The organism is Nostoc sp. CmiVER01, assembly GCF_034531135.2.
Taxonomy (GTDB): Bacteria; Cyanobacteriota; Cyanobacteriia; order Cyanobacteriales; family Nostocaceae; genus Nostoc.
This window is the reverse complement of sequence record NZ_JAVRBU020000003.1, coordinates 35,674-54,675: the sequence shown is the minus strand read 5'-3', so window position 1 is coordinate 54,675 and position 19,002 is coordinate 35,674. Positions and strand designations below refer to the sequence as shown.

Annotated in this window: 17 protein-coding genes; 7 read left to right on the top strand and 10 right to left on the bottom strand. The window is 41.6% G+C overall.

From position 1 onward, the window contains the following. Nucleotides 1-145: 145 nt before the first annotated feature. Nucleotides 146-2,584 carry an endonuclease MutS2 gene (locus RMZ43_RS05185; protein ID WP_322655052.1) on the top strand — a complete coding sequence of 813 codons (2,439 nt, stop codon included), beginning with the start codon at nt 146-148 and terminating at the stop codon, nt 2,582-2,584. Nucleotides 2,585-2,727: 143 nt separating this feature from the next. Continuing rightward, nucleotides 2,728-3,378, top strand: a complete 651-nt coding sequence (locus tag RMZ43_RS05180; protein WP_322655051.1) for a Uma2 family endonuclease — start codon at nt 2,728-2,730, stop codon at nt 3,376-3,378. Between the two features lie 246 nt (nt 3,379-3,624). On the opposite strand, the gene RMZ43_RS05175 is transcribed toward RMZ43_RS05180, so the two are convergent. Then, nucleotides 3,625-4,527 (bottom strand): molybdate ABC transporter substrate-binding protein, encoded by a 903-nt coding sequence (locus RMZ43_RS05175; RefSeq protein WP_322655050.1) that lies wholly within the window; start codon nt 4,525-4,527, stop codon nt 3,625-3,627. Nucleotides 4,528-5,405: 878 nt separating this feature from the next. Between RMZ43_RS05175 and RMZ43_RS05170 the strand changes: the two genes are divergently transcribed. The 3 genes from RMZ43_RS05170 to RMZ43_RS05160 all read left to right on the top strand — a co-directional run bounded on the left by RMZ43_RS05170 (nt 5,406) and on the right by RMZ43_RS05160 (nt 9,068). Continuing rightward, nucleotides 5,406-6,011 carry a DUF3038 domain-containing protein gene (locus tag RMZ43_RS05170; protein WP_322646374.1) on the top strand — a complete coding sequence of 202 codons (606 nt, stop codon included), beginning with the start codon at nt 5,406-5,408 and terminating at the stop codon, nt 6,009-6,011. A 248-nt stretch (nt 6,012-6,259) separates the two neighbouring features. Then, entirely contained in the window at nt 6,260-7,894 is a 1,635-nt protein-coding gene (locus RMZ43_RS05165; protein ID WP_322655049.1) for a DUF4335 domain-containing protein, read from the top strand. An 889-nt stretch (nt 7,895-8,783) separates the two neighbouring features. After that, nucleotides 8,784-9,068: a YiaA/YiaB family inner membrane protein gene (locus RMZ43_RS05160; RefSeq protein ID WP_094328132.1), complete on the top strand. Its 285-nt coding sequence runs from the start codon at nt 8,784-8,786 to the stop codon at nt 9,066-9,068. Nucleotides 9,069-9,265: 197 nt separating this feature from the next. Here the strand turns inward: RMZ43_RS05160 and RMZ43_RS05155 are convergent, their stop codons facing one another. The 5 genes from RMZ43_RS05155 to RMZ43_RS05135 form a co-directional block, all read right to left on the bottom strand. Then, nucleotides 9,266-9,727, bottom strand: a complete 462-nt coding sequence (locus tag RMZ43_RS05155) for a ferredoxin (protein ID WP_322646377.1) — start codon at nt 9,725-9,727, stop codon at nt 9,266-9,268. Next, nucleotides 9,727-10,113 carry a DUF1257 domain-containing protein gene (locus RMZ43_RS05150; protein WP_229472741.1) on the bottom strand — a complete coding sequence of 129 codons (387 nt, stop codon included), beginning with the start codon at nt 10,111-10,113 and terminating at the stop codon, nt 9,727-9,729. Before RMZ43_RS05150 ends, RMZ43_RS05155 begins: the two co-directional genes overlap by 1 nt. 39 nt (nt 10,114-10,152) lie before the next feature. Next, nucleotides 10,153-10,362 (bottom strand): DUF2997 domain-containing protein, encoded by a 210-nt coding sequence (locus RMZ43_RS05145; protein ID WP_179067273.1) that lies wholly within the window; start codon nt 10,360-10,362, stop codon nt 10,153-10,155. A 602-nt stretch (nt 10,363-10,964) separates the two neighbouring features. Beyond that, nucleotides 10,965-11,291 (bottom strand): DUF5615 family PIN-like protein, encoded by a 327-nt coding sequence (locus RMZ43_RS05140; protein WP_322655048.1) that lies wholly within the window; start codon nt 11,289-11,291, stop codon nt 10,965-10,967. Then, nucleotides 11,275-11,499 (bottom strand): DUF433 domain-containing protein, encoded by a 225-nt coding sequence (locus RMZ43_RS05135; protein WP_322646379.1) that lies wholly within the window; start codon nt 11,497-11,499, stop codon nt 11,275-11,277. Before RMZ43_RS05135 ends, RMZ43_RS05140 begins: the two co-directional genes overlap by 17 nt. Before the next feature lie 102 nt (nt 11,500-11,601). Here RMZ43_RS05135 and RMZ43_RS05130 point away from each other — a divergent pair, with 102 nt between their 5' ends. Together RMZ43_RS05130 and bioU are read left to right on the top strand one after the other, a co-directional pair. After that, nucleotides 11,602-11,670 carry a hypothetical protein gene (locus RMZ43_RS05130; RefSeq protein ID WP_416212459.1) on the top strand — a complete coding sequence of 23 codons (69 nt, stop codon included), beginning with the start codon at nt 11,602-11,604 and terminating at the stop codon, nt 11,668-11,670. Between the two features lie 241 nt (nt 11,671-11,911). Then, complete coding sequence (bioU, locus tag RMZ43_RS05125; RefSeq protein ID WP_322655047.1) at nt 11,912-12,934, top strand: (S)-8-amino-7-oxononanoate synthase BioU; 1,023 nt, start codon at nt 11,912-11,914, stop codon at nt 12,932-12,934. 121 nt (nt 12,935-13,055) lie between these two features. On the opposite strand, the gene RMZ43_RS05120 is transcribed toward bioU, so the two are convergent. From RMZ43_RS05120 to RMZ43_RS05105, 4 genes are all read right to left on the bottom strand, one after another. Continuing rightward, nucleotides 13,056-13,616, bottom strand: a complete 561-nt coding sequence (locus tag RMZ43_RS05120) for a hypothetical protein (protein WP_322646381.1) — start codon at nt 13,614-13,616, stop codon at nt 13,056-13,058. Between the two features lie 138 nt (nt 13,617-13,754). Then, a complete protein-coding gene (locus RMZ43_RS05115) occupies nt 13,755-14,978 on the bottom strand; it encodes a type II secretion system F family protein (RefSeq protein ID WP_322646382.1) in 1,224 nt (407 codons plus the stop codon). Nucleotides 14,979-15,082: 104 nt separating this feature from the next. Beyond that, nucleotides 15,083-16,210: a type IV pilus twitching motility protein PilT gene (locus RMZ43_RS05110; protein ID WP_322646383.1), complete on the bottom strand. Its 1,128-nt coding sequence runs from the start codon at nt 16,208-16,210 to the stop codon at nt 15,083-15,085. Between the two features lie 94 nt (nt 16,211-16,304). Further along, the gene (locus RMZ43_RS05105) at nt 16,305-18,308 is read right to left on the bottom strand and encodes a GspE/PulE family protein (RefSeq protein WP_322646384.1); all 2,004 of its coding nucleotides are present in this window, start codon (nt 18,306-18,308) and stop codon (nt 16,305-16,307) included. Between the last annotated feature and the right edge of the window lie 694 nt (nt 18,309-19,002).

Genomic DNA, 19,002 nt, shown 5'->3' with positions numbered 1-19,002 from the left:
ATGTAGCATAAAATACATCAATGTATTAAGAAGTAGAGAGCGAATATACTTCTCGACTATTGACTAAAGCAAAATTTTCTTCTTTAAAGTTTAGCCATCTAGGGGCTAGAATTGTTACGATAATTTCAGATTAGATATTGAAACCTTGATCCAATCTGAAACCTTAGAACTATTAGAATGGCATCGCCTCTGCCAGCACCTTGCCACCTTTGCTGCAACTAAGCTGGGGGCGACAGCTGCGCGTCATCTGAAAATACCCGATTCTCAGATCCAAAGCGAAGAGTTATTAGAGCAAACCAAAGAAGTCTACCAGCTGGAAACTCGCCTGACCACGGGACTGTCATTTGAGGGAATTCAAGATATTGGCGATTCTCTAGAACGGGCAGAACGTAGTGGAGTTTTGGCAGGGGATGAACTGTTAGCGATCGCTACTACCCTCTCTGGTGCGAGAAATTTGCGCCGTGTCATTGACAATCAGGAAGATTTGCCCATACTGACTGATTTGGTTGCCGATTTACGGACTTATCCAGAATTAGAGCAAGAAATTCACCGATGTATTGATGAACGGGCCCAGGTAACTGACCGCGCGAGTCAAAAACTGGGAGAAATTCGCACAGATTTACGGCGAGTACGCAGCCAAATTACCCAAAAGCTGCAAAATATCTTACAAGCAAAATCTGGAGCAGTTCAAGAACAGCTAATTACGCAACGAGGCGATCGCTTTGTCATCCCTGTAAAAGCACCCCAAAAAGATGCCATCCCCGGTATTGTCCACGATACCTCTACTAGCGGTGCTACCTTATACGTGGAACCGAATTCAGTAGTGCCTTTGGGCAACCAACTGCGGCAGATAATTAGAAGAGAGCAAGCCGAAGAAGAAGCTATTCGCCGTGCTTTGACAGAACAAGTAGCCGCAGTCAAACCAGATTTAGAGAGATTATTAGCGATCGCCACCACTTTAGATTTGGCAACCGCTAGATCGCGGTATAGCTACTGGCTAGGAGCAAATCCCCCGCGATTTATCCAGCGTGAAGATAATGAAATCATTACCTTGCGGAATCTACGACATCCTCTGTTAGTGTGGCAACAACAGCACGAACAAGGGCAACCAGTAGTACCTGTAGATTTGTTGATAAACCCGCTAATTCGGGTAGTGACAATTACTGGGCCAAACACTGGCGGTAAAACTGTAACCTTAAAAACTTTGGGATTAGCCGCATTAATGGCCAAAGTGGGTTTATTTGTCCCCGCCCGCGAACCAGTAGAAATACCTTGGTTTGATAAAGTGCTGGCAGATATTGGCGATGAACAATCTTTACAGCAAAGTTTATCCACATTTTCAGGACACATCCGCCGAATTAGTCGGATTTTAGAAGCATTAGGTACTGGGGACTTGGGACTGGGGACTGGGGAAAAGGAAATTCCTAATCCCCAATCCCTAATCCCCAATCCCCAATCACTCGTTTTACTCGATGAAGTCGGTGCAGGAACCGATCCAGTTGAAGGTAGCGCCTTAGCGATCGCCTTGTTGCAATATTTAGCTAACCATGCCCAGCTAACGATCGCCACCACTCACTTCGGGGAATTAAAAGCCCTGAAATACGAAGATGAGCGCTTTGAAAATGCCTCTGTTGAATTTGACGAAAGTACTCTCTCGCCTACTTACCGTTTGTTGTGGGGCATACCTGGACGTTCTAACGCCTTAACTATTGCCCTCCGCTTGGGATTAAAACCAGAAGTGGTAGAACAGGCAAAAACTCAAGTTGGAGAAGCCACAGATGAAGTTAACCAGGTGATTGCTGGTTTAGAAGCACAACGCCGTCGCCAAGAAACCAAAGCAGCCGAAGCCCAAAGTTTGTTGCAGCAAGCGGAACGTTTATACAAAGAAGTATCCGCAAAAGCCGCAAGTTTGGAAGAAAGGGAAAGCAGTTTGCGGGCTTCACAGGAAATAGCAGTCCAACAAGCGATCGCTCAAGCAAAAGGTGAAATTGCCCAAGTGATTCGTCGTTTGCAGAAAGGTACGCCCACAGCCCAAGAGGCGCAGCAAGCAACCAATGCTTTGAATCAAATTAGCCAACAATATCAGCCAGCAACGCCAGTAAAACCAAAAGCTGGATTTATGCCCAAAGTAGGCGATCGCGTCCGCATTCCAAAACTGGGACAGATCGCGGATGTGATCACTGCCCCCGATGAAGATGGGGAGTTAAGCGTTCGGTTTGGGCTAATGAAGATGAATGTGAAGTTGCAAGACGTAGAATCTCTAGATGGTCAAAAACCCGAAGCGATCGTCAAACCCAAACCAGCCCCAGCAGCAGTAACCCCGCCACCGCAAAGTGTCCCAGAAATTCGGACTTCCCAAAATACCATCGATTTGCGTGGTAAACGGGTAGCTGATGCCGAATACATTTTAGATAAAGCCATCTCAGAAGCTACAGGCCCAGTCTGGATTATTCACGGGTACGGCACTGGAAAACTGCGACAAGGAGTTCACACCTTTTTGCAACAGCATCCCAGAGTTAACAACTACGAACCAGCAGAACAAGCAGATGGTGGCACTGGTGTTACCGTTGCTCACATAAAATAAAGGCAGGAAATTCGATATAGCAGTCCTAAATCATTCGTGAAAATTATATCTCTCTTTCTTCTTTCTTTGCTTTGCGTCCTTAGCGTCCTTGGCGGTTCGTTTCCTAATCTATATTTTTCACAACTCAAATAGGATTGCTATATATGTTACTTGAACTCAATCAACTAATTGTTAAAGCAGGTCATCAGTTATTAATTAAACATGTCTCCTGGCCGGCATACAAACGAATTTTAGCAGAATTAGGAGACAATCGCAGTTCGCGCATAGGTTACAGTCAAGGGATGCTGGAAATAATGGCTCCATTGCCAGAACATGAAGTAGCTAAAGTTATTATTGGGGACTTGGTAAAAGTTTTATTAGAAGAACTCGATTTAGAATTTTGGAGTTTAGGTTCTACAACTTTTGATAAGGAAAGTATGGATGCCGGGGTAGAACCAGATGATTGTTTCTATATCCAAAATGAAGCTAGAGTTAGGGGCAAAGATAGAATAAATTTAGAAATTGACCCGCCTCCAGATTTGGCTATTAAAATTGATATTACCTCCCGCACTCGTTTCAATAATTATCAAGATTTGAGAGTACCAGAATTGTGGCGATGGAATGGAAGAAAACTGGAAATCAACGTACTGTTCAATGGTAAATATTTAGAATCAAATACCAGTTCTATTTTCCCCAATTTACCAATTCAGCAAGTAATTCCCGAATATTTGATGCTGAGTAAAACCAATGGCAGAAATACAACAATGAAAGGATTTCGTGCGTGGATAAGGCAGAAAATTAGTAGTCCGATTTAGTTCAAATTGTTAGAATTAGCTACTCCAAAAGATTGTGGATAGTAGTATAAATGAAGATAATGTAAGACTCGATGAAATTCCTGCTATCAGACCTATACTCGCCTTGGTTATTTATTTTTCCAGAGAGACAACGCAAGATATAGAGCTTGTTCATATTTTGCTTATTGAATGTATTGTTGAATTGATTTGAATCAGAATAAGACAATATTAGTAACTTTTCTACTTATGGTAGTCTAATTTAATTAATTACTTTTTGTTCAAGATGAAAACTACACCTATAGCTAGTAAAATTCCACCCGCGCCCTGATGTTCGGGAACAGAAGTAGAGGGTGCGGTAAATCCATACTTGGCTAAAATTTCTTGACCTTCTGGTGACAGGATATATTCAGCTAATTTTTCACCATCAGGCTCGGCGTTCTTCAGTGTAGCCAATCCATAATTAGCTTTCGTTGCTAAATAGTCGGGTAATTCTACTATTTGCAGATTTTCACCACCTTCTATGGCTTGGGCAGTCTTCCCACTGGTGTAATAAGATAAAAAGATATCTGCCTGCTTTGTTTCTTCTAAAAAGTAGATTAAATTATTTTTGCCATTAGGAACTATAGGAGCATTAGGATTACCACCTACTAATTGCAAAGCTTTATTCTTTAGAATTTGAGAACTACCAGGTTTAACCTGATTAGTCTTATCAAATATCTGCCATGCATAGTCACCAGATGGATCTGCTATGGGGGTAGAGGTTCCCACCTTGATGTCGGGTTTTAGCAAAAAATCCAACAAATTATCTGATGTGATCCCAAGTTCTGATCTGACAACAGCAGTCATGCGATTGCTAGTGAAGTTCACTACAGGTTCACTTAAACCTTCTTCAAACAATTTCTGAGGATTCTCAATATCTGCACTAGCAAAAACATCTGCGGATTTTCCAGTTTCGGAGAATTCTTGTTCTATAAATTCTCGTGTTAACCCAGACGGGCCAAATCGCGTTTCTACTGGAATCCCATATTTATCGTTAAAAGATTCAGCTACTTCTGTGAGGCTATCGCGCAAACTACCAGCACCGTATAGCTTAACCGCCAATGCCTGAATTGGTATAATTACACCGACAGCACAAGCTATCAGTGAAAAGGCAAAAAAATGCTTTTTCATATTTGTTATATTGCGTTACTATTCTTACCAGTGAATTATCTGTAACCCATACTGAATAATGGGTTTTGGTAAATGTCTAAACTATTACCTCTGCCCATTAAGTTTACAAATGAGTTTTGATATGTGCGTGGTTCGCGGTTAGAGCTATAGTACCAACTAAGTTGGAATAAATCAATCGCCCAACATCTTCAAACGCTGACTTTATTAAATTTTTAAATTTGTCATCGGTTACATAGAGACATCAATCGTCCTGATGTTACTTAATCTGTCTTGAAATAACAGGCTACACCCAAGCGAAACTGGGGTAGAGTTCGGATAAGCTTTTAAGCCAGGGGAGGCACTTGAAGAAACAGGGTTATTATTCAGTAATTCTTTTCTCAAGAACAGCTTCTCTTCTCCCCCGCCCAAGAACAGCCTGCTTTAACCAAGAAATTGCTTAACCAAACCGTATTGAGATCGTGTTCAGCAGTAAGAAGCACCTTTAGCAAACAGACAAAAAATTTGTATAGTAATTATGTATACATGAAGACCAAATAATAAACATCAATAAATTTCAAAATTTACAGCCATAAAGAAATTAGGAGGTATTCTACACAATTACTTTGCGATAATTAGCGGTTAGCATTCAGAACAATAGTTTATTTATACTCTTGTACGGAACTTGCAGCGAAAGTCGGGTAAACCTTAACTAGAATTGATACTTTTCTACTTTGTCGAAAATAAATTTTCATCTAGAGTAGGACAAAGATACCTGCTGTTTACCACATAAAAAAGCTAGATTAAGCCTCTGGCTCATAGCTATGGGAAACCAAGCTTGATTCTTAATAGTCTGGTTTCAAAATGGGTAACAGCAACATCCTCTATCAGCTTGATCACCTATGCTAAAAGTTATGCACTCGGCCGCCAACTCAGCCACTCCGAATTCCCAGTGGGAGGATTTAATCAAGCTTCCAGCCCCAAATACAGTTCAATGGGACAATATCAAAACCCAATTAGACTTAGTGCTGTTGGCACTAGAAACCTTAACTGGGATTGGTTCAGAGGCTATGCTTTCGGCGGCAACTGATCTGAATTTAGAGTCAAGAGTGCCAGACCGCGTAGCTTTATGGCGACTGCGCCAATCAAATCCGCTACGCAAAGGTCAAGGAGGGCGAAAAAAGCTAGATGTGGAAGAAGCGCGATCGCTTGTTCTGATCATCTGCTACTTAGCCAAACAGCACCAGGAATTGATTCGCCGCGCTGTCGGACTGTTGGAACAAATGGCAGGAAATAACCGGGAACCTCACCAGGCTGCTTTACTTGGAGATTATATTGATGCTTTTTGCAATACCTACCAAGAGCGGATGGAAGAGGACGAGAAAATCTCAACGGATTTACTAACTAACCTGGCCCTAAAACTGCTTGTAGATTTACTTTTTTACAGTGCTCCTGGTGGGCATCGTCGTCTCTGGCTAGCACTTTTAGACCGTTCTACAAAATTTTAGATTTTAGATTTGAAATTCCTCAACCAAATTTGCTCATGAAAGTTTGCTAGATAAGGATTCCCTTTTAATGATTGTTAGTACTTGGGCAATGCATTATCAGCACTGCTTCTTCTTTGCACATCAGTTTGCATAACAAAAGAAACCTAACAAAATTCTGAGTGGAGGAATCCGCCTTTTCAACTTTTCTTTGCAAGCAACTGGCTCAACTTTTTGCAAAATCCCAAATAGTCTTCTTCGCAGTTCCTGCCATGCCTCTATCAAATTCTGTCATTCGTTGCTATACACCCCCTACTTGCACGCTAGAAGTATTCGCGCAAAGCTCACCTCTGTCGCGTTGGATGGGCAAAACTGTCCTCAAGCACCTGAGCTTTGAGCTTCGTTTTGATGATCCCAGACTACCAGAAGAACACAGAGTTCCAATTCGGGGCGATCGCGATCAACTTGAAGCTTTATGTGATGCAGTCACAAGCTACGTACAGCAATTCCTCCAACAGTCTCCAGAAAGCTTTTGCCTAAGTTTCTCCGACACCCAGGAGTCAAGCACAGCATTAGGCGAGCCGGAATCAAAGTCCTCTACAAAAACATTAAATTCCTTTAGTACCCAGATTCCTGGGGGAAATATCCGTTTAGAACCAAGCAGCCATCTAACTCACAACTTATTTCTCGGTTCTCTCGCCAACCAATCATCCGGCCCTGTAATTAAACTCAGTCTGCTACAACTATTTGATTTGGCCAGTGCTTTAGATGAGTACTCAACTGATGTCATGGCACTCCCAACTCTCAAAAGCACTACGACTTTGAGGTTCCCTACTTGGGCCCCTGTTGCCGCAGTATTAGTATTAGGTGTAGGTTTATTACCACTTACTTGGCAATATGCTAACAACCTTAGGGAAAAGCAACAGCAGACAGCTAAAACCTCAGATCCAGCAGCAGTAAAGGCTGCTTTAGAAACTTCACCCTCACTAAATTTTCCTACGCCTCAACCTGGACTCAGCAATCCATCAGATAATTTGCTCGGTTCCACCCCTCCACTTTCCACATCAACTTTACCCCAAGCACCTCTAACAGCCCCTAGTTCTAGCTTTTCTACAGCGCCACCTCTAAATGCACTGACAATACCTCAAGGGCAGACTTCGACCCTTTCCAATAATGGGGCGATGCCTCCAGCGAGCTTCTCTACGAAACGCTCCGCGAACGCTAATGCACCATCCAGCAAAATCCCAGGTCAGGAAATTGCTATATTACCAAATCTTGCACAAAACCCTACAGCGTCAACTACCCAACCTGGTACTCTGCCTAAGCTGAGGAATTTGCCACCCAGGTTATCTTCTAATACAAGCAGCCTACCAAGTAATATCTCACCAGTTGTCCCCCCATCTCTTGACACTATACCTAATAGTGGCAATACTCCTACCCAACCCTCCCCACTAACCTCACAACAGCTAGAGGAAAGAATTAATTCTCTACAGCAACCTTCTCCTGGAGAGAAACCTACTTCACAACTTTCCTCCTCTAGAACTGCGGATAATAATCCCTTTATCGATCAATTAGGGAACGAAGGCCAAAGCCCCAAATCTACACAAGTAGCTACTGGAACATTATTTGATACACCTCAAGTAGCAGAAGCTAGAGAATACTTAAAAAAACGTTGGCAACCACCCACAGGACTAGGACAAACATTAGAGTACAGTTTGATAGTCAGTGTTGACGGCACAATTGAACGAATTATTCCTCTCAATAAGTCAGCAAGAGACTTTGTTGATAGCGCTGGGATGCCTGAAGTTGGGAAACCTTTTGTTTCCGCCAACAAACGCGGACAAAATGTCAAAATTCGAGTTGTTCTCACTCCTGATGGCAAGGTAAAGACTTTTCCAGATGAATAAAAGTAAATTAATCAGTTTAACCTGAGATATTGCACTAGTCACAACAACCGTCTAATAATGAATTACTCTTGCTTATAGCTAAAGTTGTCTTTAGACGACTAGAAACGCTTTGAGTCCACTTGAGTGGACTTTGGTTATTAGCCTCAGACTAAAGTCTGAGGCGGGCTATTATTGCAAGCCGGAAGTTAATGGTCAAAAAAATTCTAAAGTTATACAGGATTAATTACACAACGTCATTGCGAATGTAGCGTTTGCGGTAGTGTCTCTAAGAGTTGCGTAATGAACTACGGACGCGATCGCTTTCTCTATGGATGGAAGAAACAAGTAAAACCCTCTTCTCTTCTGCCTTGTTTCTTGAAATATAGCAGTTCTCAATTGCATGGAATACAGACCTAACTCCCAGCCCCTTAAGAGCTAGCATTGGGAAGCAAAATTCAAAGCCTCTCTCCTAAAAGGAGAGAGATTTGGAGAGAGGTCAAAACTGTACTGCACCCAAGCGAGAACCGCTATAGGGTTAAATATTTTTGTCTAGCTACTTATTCCAAGCTCTTAGGCTATTTAAAATGGTCTGTTTATTTTCGCGCCCCTATACTACATGGTTTATCGAGAATGATGTAAAATTTCAATTTAATACCACTTATAAAAGTGGCACAAAGATTGTGCCATTTTTTACTTATTTTAGTTGCTCTTGAGCTTGTTTTTTGGAGTCCAGTTACTAAACTGGTCTTACTATTAATACTAGTAAACTTACTACTCAATAAAATTACTGTTAACACCAATTCTCCAAAATAAAATTATAGATACAAGTTTGAAAACCCAGATTAAATCTGACTTTTCTTAATTACGAATTACGAATTGGTATAAATCACTGATATCAAAAGTAGGAAATATGCAAACAATTGGTACTCAAAAAGACAGTCCAGCTTGGGTGATTCAAACTTGGGCAGCTTTTGTGATTTCTATTTCTATGACCACCTTTGGTATTGTAAACTTACCTGTAAATGGCTGGGTGAAAGGCTTTATGGGTATGGGTATGGCTTTCTCTGTTGGCTCAACTTTTACTTTGGCGAAAACTACTAGAGACTTGCATGAAAATAGAAGATTAACCGCTAGATTAGACGAGGCAAAAGTAGAAAAATTGCTTTCACAACATGATCCTCTAAATTTTAAATGAAGGCAACTATAACAATTTTGGATTTTGCATTACCAATTTTGAATTAATGGTATTTAAATAGAAATCCCTTTCAGCAATATCAAATAATACTAACTCTTACCATTTGATGTGATTTACACCTCAAAAATTAACTAGTATGAGTAAAAGCAAAAGGACTGGTATACAGTCCTTTATTATTTTGACTTAAGGTTTTTATGTTAATAACGGGATTTTTTAGTTTTTAACTTTTGCTTTTTACGCCGACGTTCGCTAGCAGCAACTGCTTGTTCTACCGGATAACCAACTACAGGAATTACCTGATATTTGCGTTCTTGTTCTAATTTTTTCAGTTCAGTGTAATCAACCCAATGAATGCAATCAACTGGACAAGTGTCAATTGCTTCTTGGATAATTTCTTCAGCGTCCCCATCTTGCCGAACTACGCGCGATCGCCCATAATCTGGTTCAATGTAAAAGGTGTTACGTGCAACATGAGCGCAATGCTTGCAACCAATACAGGTGATTTCATCAACATAAACACCATTTTGGCGCAGTAAACCGCCCAATTCCGGTTCTAAACCAGAACGTTCAGGGGCATCCCGTAAAAAACCCCCTAATTCTGGTTCCAAACCCGAACGATTTTCTTCTTGTTCTTCCGACGACGGCAGAAAATCAGCCATTACGCACTCCAGCGCTGTACTACCAGGCGAATTGAACCATCTTCATTTTTTTGTTGTTCAGAGACTTGAAAACCAACACGAGCGGTTTCTTTCACAACTGTTTGATAAGCATAACGCTGTGTTACCTGGCGTAAAAATCCGTCTACAGACAGGTTTTGCTGCCAATATTGCAAGTCAGCTACTAGTTCATATTCTTTGCCATTCCATTTAAAGCCGATGTCATAGCCATTTTCCTGCTCAATACTAACTTCCGCAGGATGGGTTTGACCGCGATAGCCACGAACTTCGCGTGGGCCGGGCTTCCAGTCTACGCCCAATTCAGTCAAAGCATCTTTCAAAGAATCAAGATTACGGATTTGAGTCTTAATTTGGCTAAAGTGTGACATGGTGGTTGTGAATTAATTACACTAAACTACTGTGAAAACTTACCAATCGCTGTAAGTGGTGTGTGTATTCGCCAGATTAGATTGCTGCACCTTCGCGGCGAAATATTCTGAGGTTGGCTCATGATTAAGTACTTGCCCCAGCTGTGCCTCTATTGCCGCTGTAACCTCAGCGCAAGAAGCACCCACAATGCCAGTGACTTTTTCTTGTACCCGACCGTCTGGATAGATTATGAACTCTAATGTCTCCATGCTCTTGGCCAACCACGATAAGTACGCTTAAATTCTACTGTCTTAGCAGAAGGCTACAAATATAGCCGTAGGAACATTTTTACTTAGATACAAACTTACCATTTGTTAAATAATGTTCCATCTCTCAACATATATATTTCAGAATCTTTACAAAAATTATTAATTTTGTAAGTAGTGACATCAGTATTTAGTTAGTCTCTCTTAACCTCATCGATTAGTCAAGGTAACAACTGAGTTTGGTAAGTAAGCTCCAAAAGTCCTAAATATAAGCATTAGAGGTAATATAGGCAGCAAGGTAATTTACAAAAATATAAATTTTATTGAAAAGCTTTATCATTACCAATAGATTTACCTTAATCTCTTAAGGTTTTCTAGGTAGATTGCATGTAGCGCGGTGTCATCCTACAGTAATATTGTGGGGAAGACCAAGAAGTAAATTGACCTGGGATAGGGTGTAAACGGATTTTTAGACTTGCGATCGCCAGAAGATAAAACCTTTAACCTTTAAATATCAGCAAATTTTGGGTTTTCTTGGCTCAAGGCAACATCAAAGCAGGCGATCGCTTGATAGTAGATGTGTAATATGCGTAGGCGTAGCCAATTTAGGAAAGTCCTATTTCTATTACCTCGCCCGGAACGATGGAATTTAGAACTTTTCGTGCTTCTGGTATAAGCGGCATTAAATCAGGAAGACGATTTTTGGATGCAATTAGCACAATAACCGCAACTCCTGCTTGTTCTAAGTTTTGCTGGTATCGCAAATTTTGATCTATAGTCAGTAGAATGGTGAAACTTTGTTGTTTCATGAGTTGCAAAAGTTCACCATTCTTTTTTCCTGACCATCCCATCTCCACAACTGTGCGTACTTCATAATCTTTGAGTTCACGTTTGAGAGGGCGTGGAACACATTCGTCAAGCAGGATTCGCATAAGCAGTCAGCATTTCTTTTGCTAATTCCAGTGCTGCGATCGCTTGCTCACGGCTAACACTGGGAAAATGATCTAAAAAATCATTTAGCGAATCACCTGCTTCTAGATAATCAAGCAAGGTCTTAATTGGTACGCGAGTTCCAACAAAGACAGTAGTTCCTCCTAATATATCGGGGTCACTGTGAACAATACGCGATGTTGGTACCATAACAACTCTAGACACTTATTTGTCAATATTTCACTATGATCCTAACTCGGAATTACTACTACTTTGAGGTAAATCTCAGTTACACAGGGATTTTAGGGCATCTTGATTGAAGGTAAAAATCAAAAGCTAATTTCTGCCGTGAAACCTCTGTTAGACGCTCTAATTAACTAAGTAGAATTTTGGGTAGCTGAACCTTGATACAAGAAGGTTTTCCAGATCGTTGATGAAAATTAATTTTTAATACTGTACAAGTACCTTACATAAAAAAAACATCAGTCAGCCAAAGAACCCAGGATAATGAATCATAATTAACCTCTATAGCTTTGAGCTATCAGCCATCAGCCGCCAGTTACAAGCCGGAAGCGCAGATGCTGAATGCTAAAGGCTTTTGATTCAACTTAACCAATTGACTATGAATTCCGAAAAAGTCAAAAATTCTCTAAATATTTCGCCAGCGATACGCATAGGAGTACTAGGTTTCGGCGGACTCGGACAAGCCGCCGCCAAGCTACTTGCTGCTAAACAGGAAATGATTTTAGTCGCCGCCGCAGATCAAAAAGGTTATGCTTACGCTGCTGAAGGTTTAAATACTCAACAATGCATTACAACCTACCAGTCCCAAGGTTCGGTAGGTCATTTAGAGCCAGTTGGTACGTTAACAAATCAAAGTATCCAGGATGTAATTGAAATAGCTCAACCTGTGGATGGGTATTTTCTGGCTTTACCCAACTTGCCAAATGATTTTATTCCCTCTGTTGCCAAAGAGTTTATTAAATCTGGTTGGCGTGGGGTGCTAGTGGATGCGATTAAGCGCACCACTGCTGTAGAACAACTACTAGCGATGAAAGAAGAACTGCAAGCAGCCGGGATTACCTACATGACAGGTTGTGGTGCTACACCTGGATTGTTAACCGCCGCCGCCGCATTAGCCGCCCAAAGCTACGCCGAAATTCATCAAGTCGAAATCACCTTCGGGGTGGGAATTGCCAACTGGGAAGCTTACCGTGCCACCGTGCGGGAAGATATTGGCCACATGCCTGGTTACACAGTGGAAACTGCCAGGGCAATGACTGACGCAGAAGTAGAAGCACTACTAGATAAAACTAATGGTGTGCTTACCTTGACGAATATGGAACACGCTGATGATGTGATGTTAGAAGTAGCGGGAATAGTGGGGCGCGATCGCGTTACTGTTGGTGGTGTAGTCGATACTCGCAATTCTAAAAAGCCTCTCAGCACCAACGTTAAGGTAACAGGACGCACCTTTGAAGGGAAAATTTCCACCCATACCTTTACTTTAGGAGATGAAACCAGCATGGCAGCCAATGTCTGCGGCCCTGCTTTTGGCTATCTCAAAGCTGGTAGACAATTGCACCAACGCGGCATTTATGGAATATTCACTGCTGCCGAAATTATGCCGCAGTTTGTTAGGTAATCATTAGGAGACGCGATTAATCGCATCTGTACATATAAAATCGCAAATTTGGAGCATATTTAGAGGCTCCGAATTTGCGATTTTAAACTCAAAACTCCTCACTATTAATTCCTAATTTTTTCTAAGCTGATGGAAGTTCTGGAAAGAAAATCTCTGTGGAATTCTCTTCAAGCAGCGAATCCGAAGCTTGTATAATAAATGGAAGTTCCGCTCCTATAAGTCCTCGTTGGATGCGTTCTAAAGTCTCACTAAAAATGACAAATAGAGGATATATAGTATTAGCTCCTTCACTCAAAATATGACTGTGACGGAGAGGCATCAACCACTCATAATCATTGTCTAGCCAAACTTGAGTTTGTCGCCAACGCCCTAACAAATCAGAAAAGTCTTCATCAGCACGATGAATAAAAATTAAAATTTCTGCTCCAGTTTTGATTTTCCACTCAGGATCGCACATCAAAATTGCCACATCACAAGGTAAGCAAATCGTTTGTGAGGCTGTTGTAGCAGTATTGCGAAGCCGGACAATTGGTAAGGGGATAGTAATGACACTTTCATCTGGACGGCGTAGACTGGGAATCATCTCCAAGTATGGCCGATATTGTTTTAGTAAGGCGATCGCAGCTAGATGATTGCTGTACTCTGCCAAACTCGCTTCATAGTGAGATTTTTGCACAGTCATAGTTTATTAAATAATCAGGAGTAGAGATACGATTAATCGCATCTGCACAGGAGTTAAGAATAAAAGTAATCAGTTAGTAGTTAAAAGTTAGAAATAAAAGTTTTAATTTCTAACTCCTAACTCTTAACTTTTAATCTTCTATCCCATCTTTTCAAATACCTTAAACATAGGTAAATACATTGCTAGCAAAATGGTTCCAACCATACCCCCTACAAATACAATCATAACTGGTTCCAAAATACTAGTCATTGCTTTTACTGCTTGCTCGACTTCATCTTCATAGAAATCGGCAACTTTCATCAACATTCCATCTAATTCTCCAGTTTCTTCTCCGATGCTAATCATCTGAATTGCCATAGCTGGAAAAACGCTATCTTTTTGTAAAGCAATACTAATCATACCTCCTTGTTGAATCTCTATACGGGCTGCGTCTATGGCATTAGCAATAACTACGTTTCCTGATGTATCTCGGACAATTTCCAAGCAAGTTAAAATTGGTACACCTGAACGAGTCAAAGAACCAAAAGTTCGGCTAAAACGGGCAACCGCAGATTTTTGAATTAAGTCACCAAACAATGGCATTTTGAGGGAAAAACGATCAATTGTTAAGCGACCGGCAGGGGTTTTACCATATTGTGTAAATCCTATTTTCGCTCCTATAAGAGCAGCTATAAGTACGAAAACCTTCGGACTTCTCAAAAATAGACTAGCATCCATTAAAAATTGCGTTAGAGGTGGTAATTCAGTTCCGATTTCTGTAAAAATCTTGGCAAAAACTGGAATTAGAAAAATGGTCATACCCAGAAAGATCGCAAGTGCAATAAAACCCACAACACTTGGATAAGACAATGCTGATTTAATTTGGTTTTGTAAGCGAGCAACATCTTCTAATAATTTGGCTAAACGATTTAATACTTCGTCTAAAACACCACCAATTTCACCAGCTTGAATCATACTTACATATAATCCATCAAAGCAATCAGGATGCTTCCGCATTGACTCTGAAAGATTCATTCCGCTTTGCACATCGTTGCTAATCTCAATTAGGGCTTGTTTGAGTTTAGTATTACTACACTGCTCGGAAAGTACCCCTAGACTTCTAACGATCGCAACTCCCGCATTCATCAAAACGGCAAATTGACGTGAAAAAACGGCTTTATCTTTCACAGAAACCTTAACAAAGGAATTCTGGATTTTTTTTAAATCAAAATTTGGCTGAAATCCTTGAAATTGTTTGAGTTCTTGGACTACAAAACCTTGATCTCTGAGATTAGTACGAGCTTGCACCAAGGATTCGGCAGTAATTTTTTCTGTTCGGGATTTTCCTTGAGAATCCCGAACACGGGCAACGTAGGTTGGCATAAATCAATTCAAAATAGTCGTTATTTATTGGGGATTGGGCATGGGATATAATGCAATGGGCACAAGGGAAAGACTTACTGCAACTCCTCATCTCCTGAGTTCCTTTAATGTGCTTTGGCAGCCACACCGGGTTTCCCACCTGCTGCCTGCGGTGGTACAGAAGTACCAATGAGACGTTGGATTTCATCTGGCTTAGAAGTTTTAGACATTGCCGCTTCAAAAGAAATCGTTCCGGCTTTGTAAAAATCGGCTAAAACCTTCTCCAGAGTTTGCATTCCCAATTTGCCGCCTGTTTGAATAGCTGAGTAAATTTGGGATGTTTTACCTTCTCGAATCAAGTTGGAAATAGCAGGAGTAACAATTAGAATTTCTTGAGCCATCACCCGACCATATTCACCAGGTTTAGGGTTTTTCTTGGATACCAAGGTTTGGCTAAATACCCCCACTAACGAGTTAGACAATTGCACCCGCACTTGGGTTTGTCTTTCATGGGGGAAAACGTCGATAATCCGGTCAACAGTTTGGGCGGCAGAACTGGTGTGTAGCGTACCAAATACTAAGTGTCCTGTTTCTGCTGCGGAAATCGCCAAAGAAATTGTTTCCAAATCCCGCATTTCCCCCACCAGAATAATATCTGGGTCTTCCCGCAGGGCTGCTTTCAAAGCATTAGCAAAGCTCTTAGTATCTTCTCCTAGTTGCCGTTGGTGAACCAAGCTTTTAATTGGTTCATAGACAAATTCAATTGGATCTTCCACCGTTAAAATATGCTCTGCCTTAGTGCGGTTGATCAAGTCAATCATTGCCGCTAGGGTAGTTGTCTTGCCGGAACCTGTAGGGCCTGTCACTAGAATAAGTCCTCTGGGCTTATCGCACATTTCCCGCACTATATCTGGCAGACCTAATTTTTCAAAGTTAGGAATCTTAGAACTTAATGCCCGTAAGCAAGCGGCATAAGCACCACGTTCTTTATAAACATTCACCCGAAACCGAGCCAAACCCTTAACACCATAAGAACAATCCAATTCCCAGGTTTGCTCTAAGGTTTTACGCTGGGTGTTGTTGAGCATACTAAAAATCAGCCTTTGACATTGATCGGCTGTCAATACATGCTCACCTATGGGGGTGAGTTTGCCACTGATACGAAAGTAAGGAGGCAAACCTGCGGATAAATGCATATCCGAGCCACCCATTTCAATCAACTGCTCCATCAGGTCTTCAATCATCATTTCCATAGTTTTGCTTCCTTTTAATGTTTTATTTGTCCTTTGTCAGTTGTCATTTGTTTAAAGTTACTAACCATCGACTAATGACCAATGACTATTAGCCTTAAAACCGAGATGTCATACAGTAGGGACAACTGAGCCATTCTGGTTTCAATGTGGCCTCGCAAGTCCGGCAGGTAAGACCAGTCTTGCGTTTGGCTTTTAACTCGGCTTCCAAACCAGTATCAGTAAACGTCACCCGTTCTACTTCTTCTAGAGTGGTGGAACCTTCGCGCACTAAGTCCAAACTGTAAGCCAGTAAGGTTTTCATGCCCTCTTCTATTGCCACTTCCTTGATGCGTTCGGTAGGTGCATCTTCGTTTATGAGAGTTTGCAGGTTTTCAGTGACTCGCATGACTTCATAAACACCACAACGCCCTTTGTAGCCGACCCCATTACATTTTGAGCAAAGCTGATTTTTGCCTTTAGCTTCTGCGATCGCATCTAATGTCAAGGTGTTAGCCTTATAGAAAGTAACTCCAACATCTGAGGAAGCTGATAGACCATAACGACCCAATTCTTCGGTTGTGGGAGTGTAGGCAATCCGACATTCAGAACATACACGCCGCACCAAACGTTGAGCTAAAACGCCAATTAGGGAACTAGAAACCATGAAAGGCTCAATCCCCATTTCTCCCAAACGAGCGATCGCACCTGGGGCATCATTGGTATGTAAGGTAGTTAATACCAAGTGACCGGTCAAGGCAGCTTCAATTGCTGTTTTTGCCGTTTCCTTATCCCGCGTTTCACCCACCAGCAGCACATCTGGATCTTGCCGCAAGAAAGCCCGTAGAGCGGTAGCAAAATCTAGCCCTTTTTCTCGAATTACCTGTACTTGAGTAATCCCTGGAAGACTGTATTCAATGGGGTCTTCTACAGTACTGATATTAATTCCGGGATCATTCTTTTCTGATAATGCAGAATACAGCGAAGTTGTTTTCCCAGAACCAGTTGGCCCAGTTACCAAAATTAGACCAAAGGGACGGCTGACCATATCCTTGACAATATTCAAAGTCTCTGGATCGGTAATTAACTTATCTAATCCCAATTGGGTAGAAGAGTTATCCAAAATCCGCAGCACCACCTTTTCCCCGTAGCGACTGGGCAAGGTATTCACACGGAAGTCCACCTTACGTCCCTCAAACAACCGCCGGATGCGTCCATCTTGGGGTAGACGGCGTTCAGCAATATCTAAATTGGAGATGATTTTAAATCGGGCTGTCACCGCCGGGATGATTTTTTTCGGCATTAGGGGGAAAGCTTCACGCAGTACGCCATCTTTGCGAAAGCGAATGCGTAAACTTTCTTCTTGCGGTTCGATATGAATGTCAGAAACGCCCTCATGCAAAGCTTTAGCCAGGATTCTGTTGACTAGGTTGATAACTGGGGCATCCTCTGCACCCTTCATCGCTGCTCCTAAATCAGCCTCCATTTCTTCAGGAGCATCCTCAATATCGAGATTTCCGAGATTTTCTAAATCCTGACTAATATCTGTAGCATTTTCTCGTTCTAGGTGCTTTTGCTTAACAGCCATTTCATCCAAATATTGGTTGATTAGCTGTTGGTAATCTTCTTGGGTAATCACCATGCGCTGCAACGCCAAGCCTTGGGGGCGCAAGATGCGATTTAGATCATCAGAAGCTTCTAGATTATCTGGAGCCACCATCGCCACTAAAACTGAGGGCGGGGTTTGGTCTTCGTGTTTCGATAGTGGTACTAAACGGTGGCGACGGCAAATATCTACTGGGATGAGGGTTTCGATCAGGTTCGCCATCTCCGTGTTGCCAAATGAATTGACTTCCGGATCGAGGAATTCAACACCGTATAATATTTTAAGTTCAAATAGCTGCTGTTTTTTGTATTGCCTGAGCAACTCAGGTGATAGTTGTTGCCCAGTGATTGACTCTAATACTTCCGTTAAGGGTCTGCCAGATTTGCGGCTTTCAATTAGTGCCTGCCTCATCTGTTCGGTATTGACATAGCCAGATTGCACTAGCTTGTTGCCAAAGGGCGAAAACTCTGTTCTGGTAGTTAGAGCGGTACTGCGCCGTTGTGGTGACGAGTTCATAAATGAGCAATTGATTTGGGGAAACCTCTGCTTAAAGTATTCCCAGGCTGGGAGACAGAATTCTCATTTCTAAAAAAAGTCCTGAGTCACCGAACTTCTAAGCAAGGAAGGCTGTCGCTCTTTCTCTGGCTCATGCCTCTGGATTTAGTAAAATTTTTCTACTTCCTGATTTGCCATTTCTGATACCTGGCACTCACAAGAAATTTGACCAGTCGCTAAATAAATTAGGACTAACGCAAAACTACACGCGGTAGGGACAATTCATGAATTGCCTCTACTAAAACATGAGGGTTTTGGTTATTGTTTACGTAAGTTCTGTAAATAACCTGAAACCCTTTTCGTAAGGATTATTCAGTATAGAAGAATTCCTTTCCAGTAGGTTTATTTAACCTGATAAAGTTCCAGAAATGAATCAAATTTCTGGGTGTCAAAACTTGCAATCGCTTACCCGCCTATCGTAAGCGATCGCATTCTTGGAATTTTTTTGCGTTCACTCAGTAGCTTGCTCAATTACAGGCTCGCTTAACAATTCTTTAAAACCTAGCCTCATTTGATTCTTAGAGGTACACTATTCGTTCGGGTTCCCGTCTTAGTGGGGTCTGGGCTAACGTGTTCACCATTTGTCACAATAAAAGGGCGGTTAGATCATTTTCAGAAACTTGTCGGCAAAAAAATCAGCCTCAGTAGCAAGTCG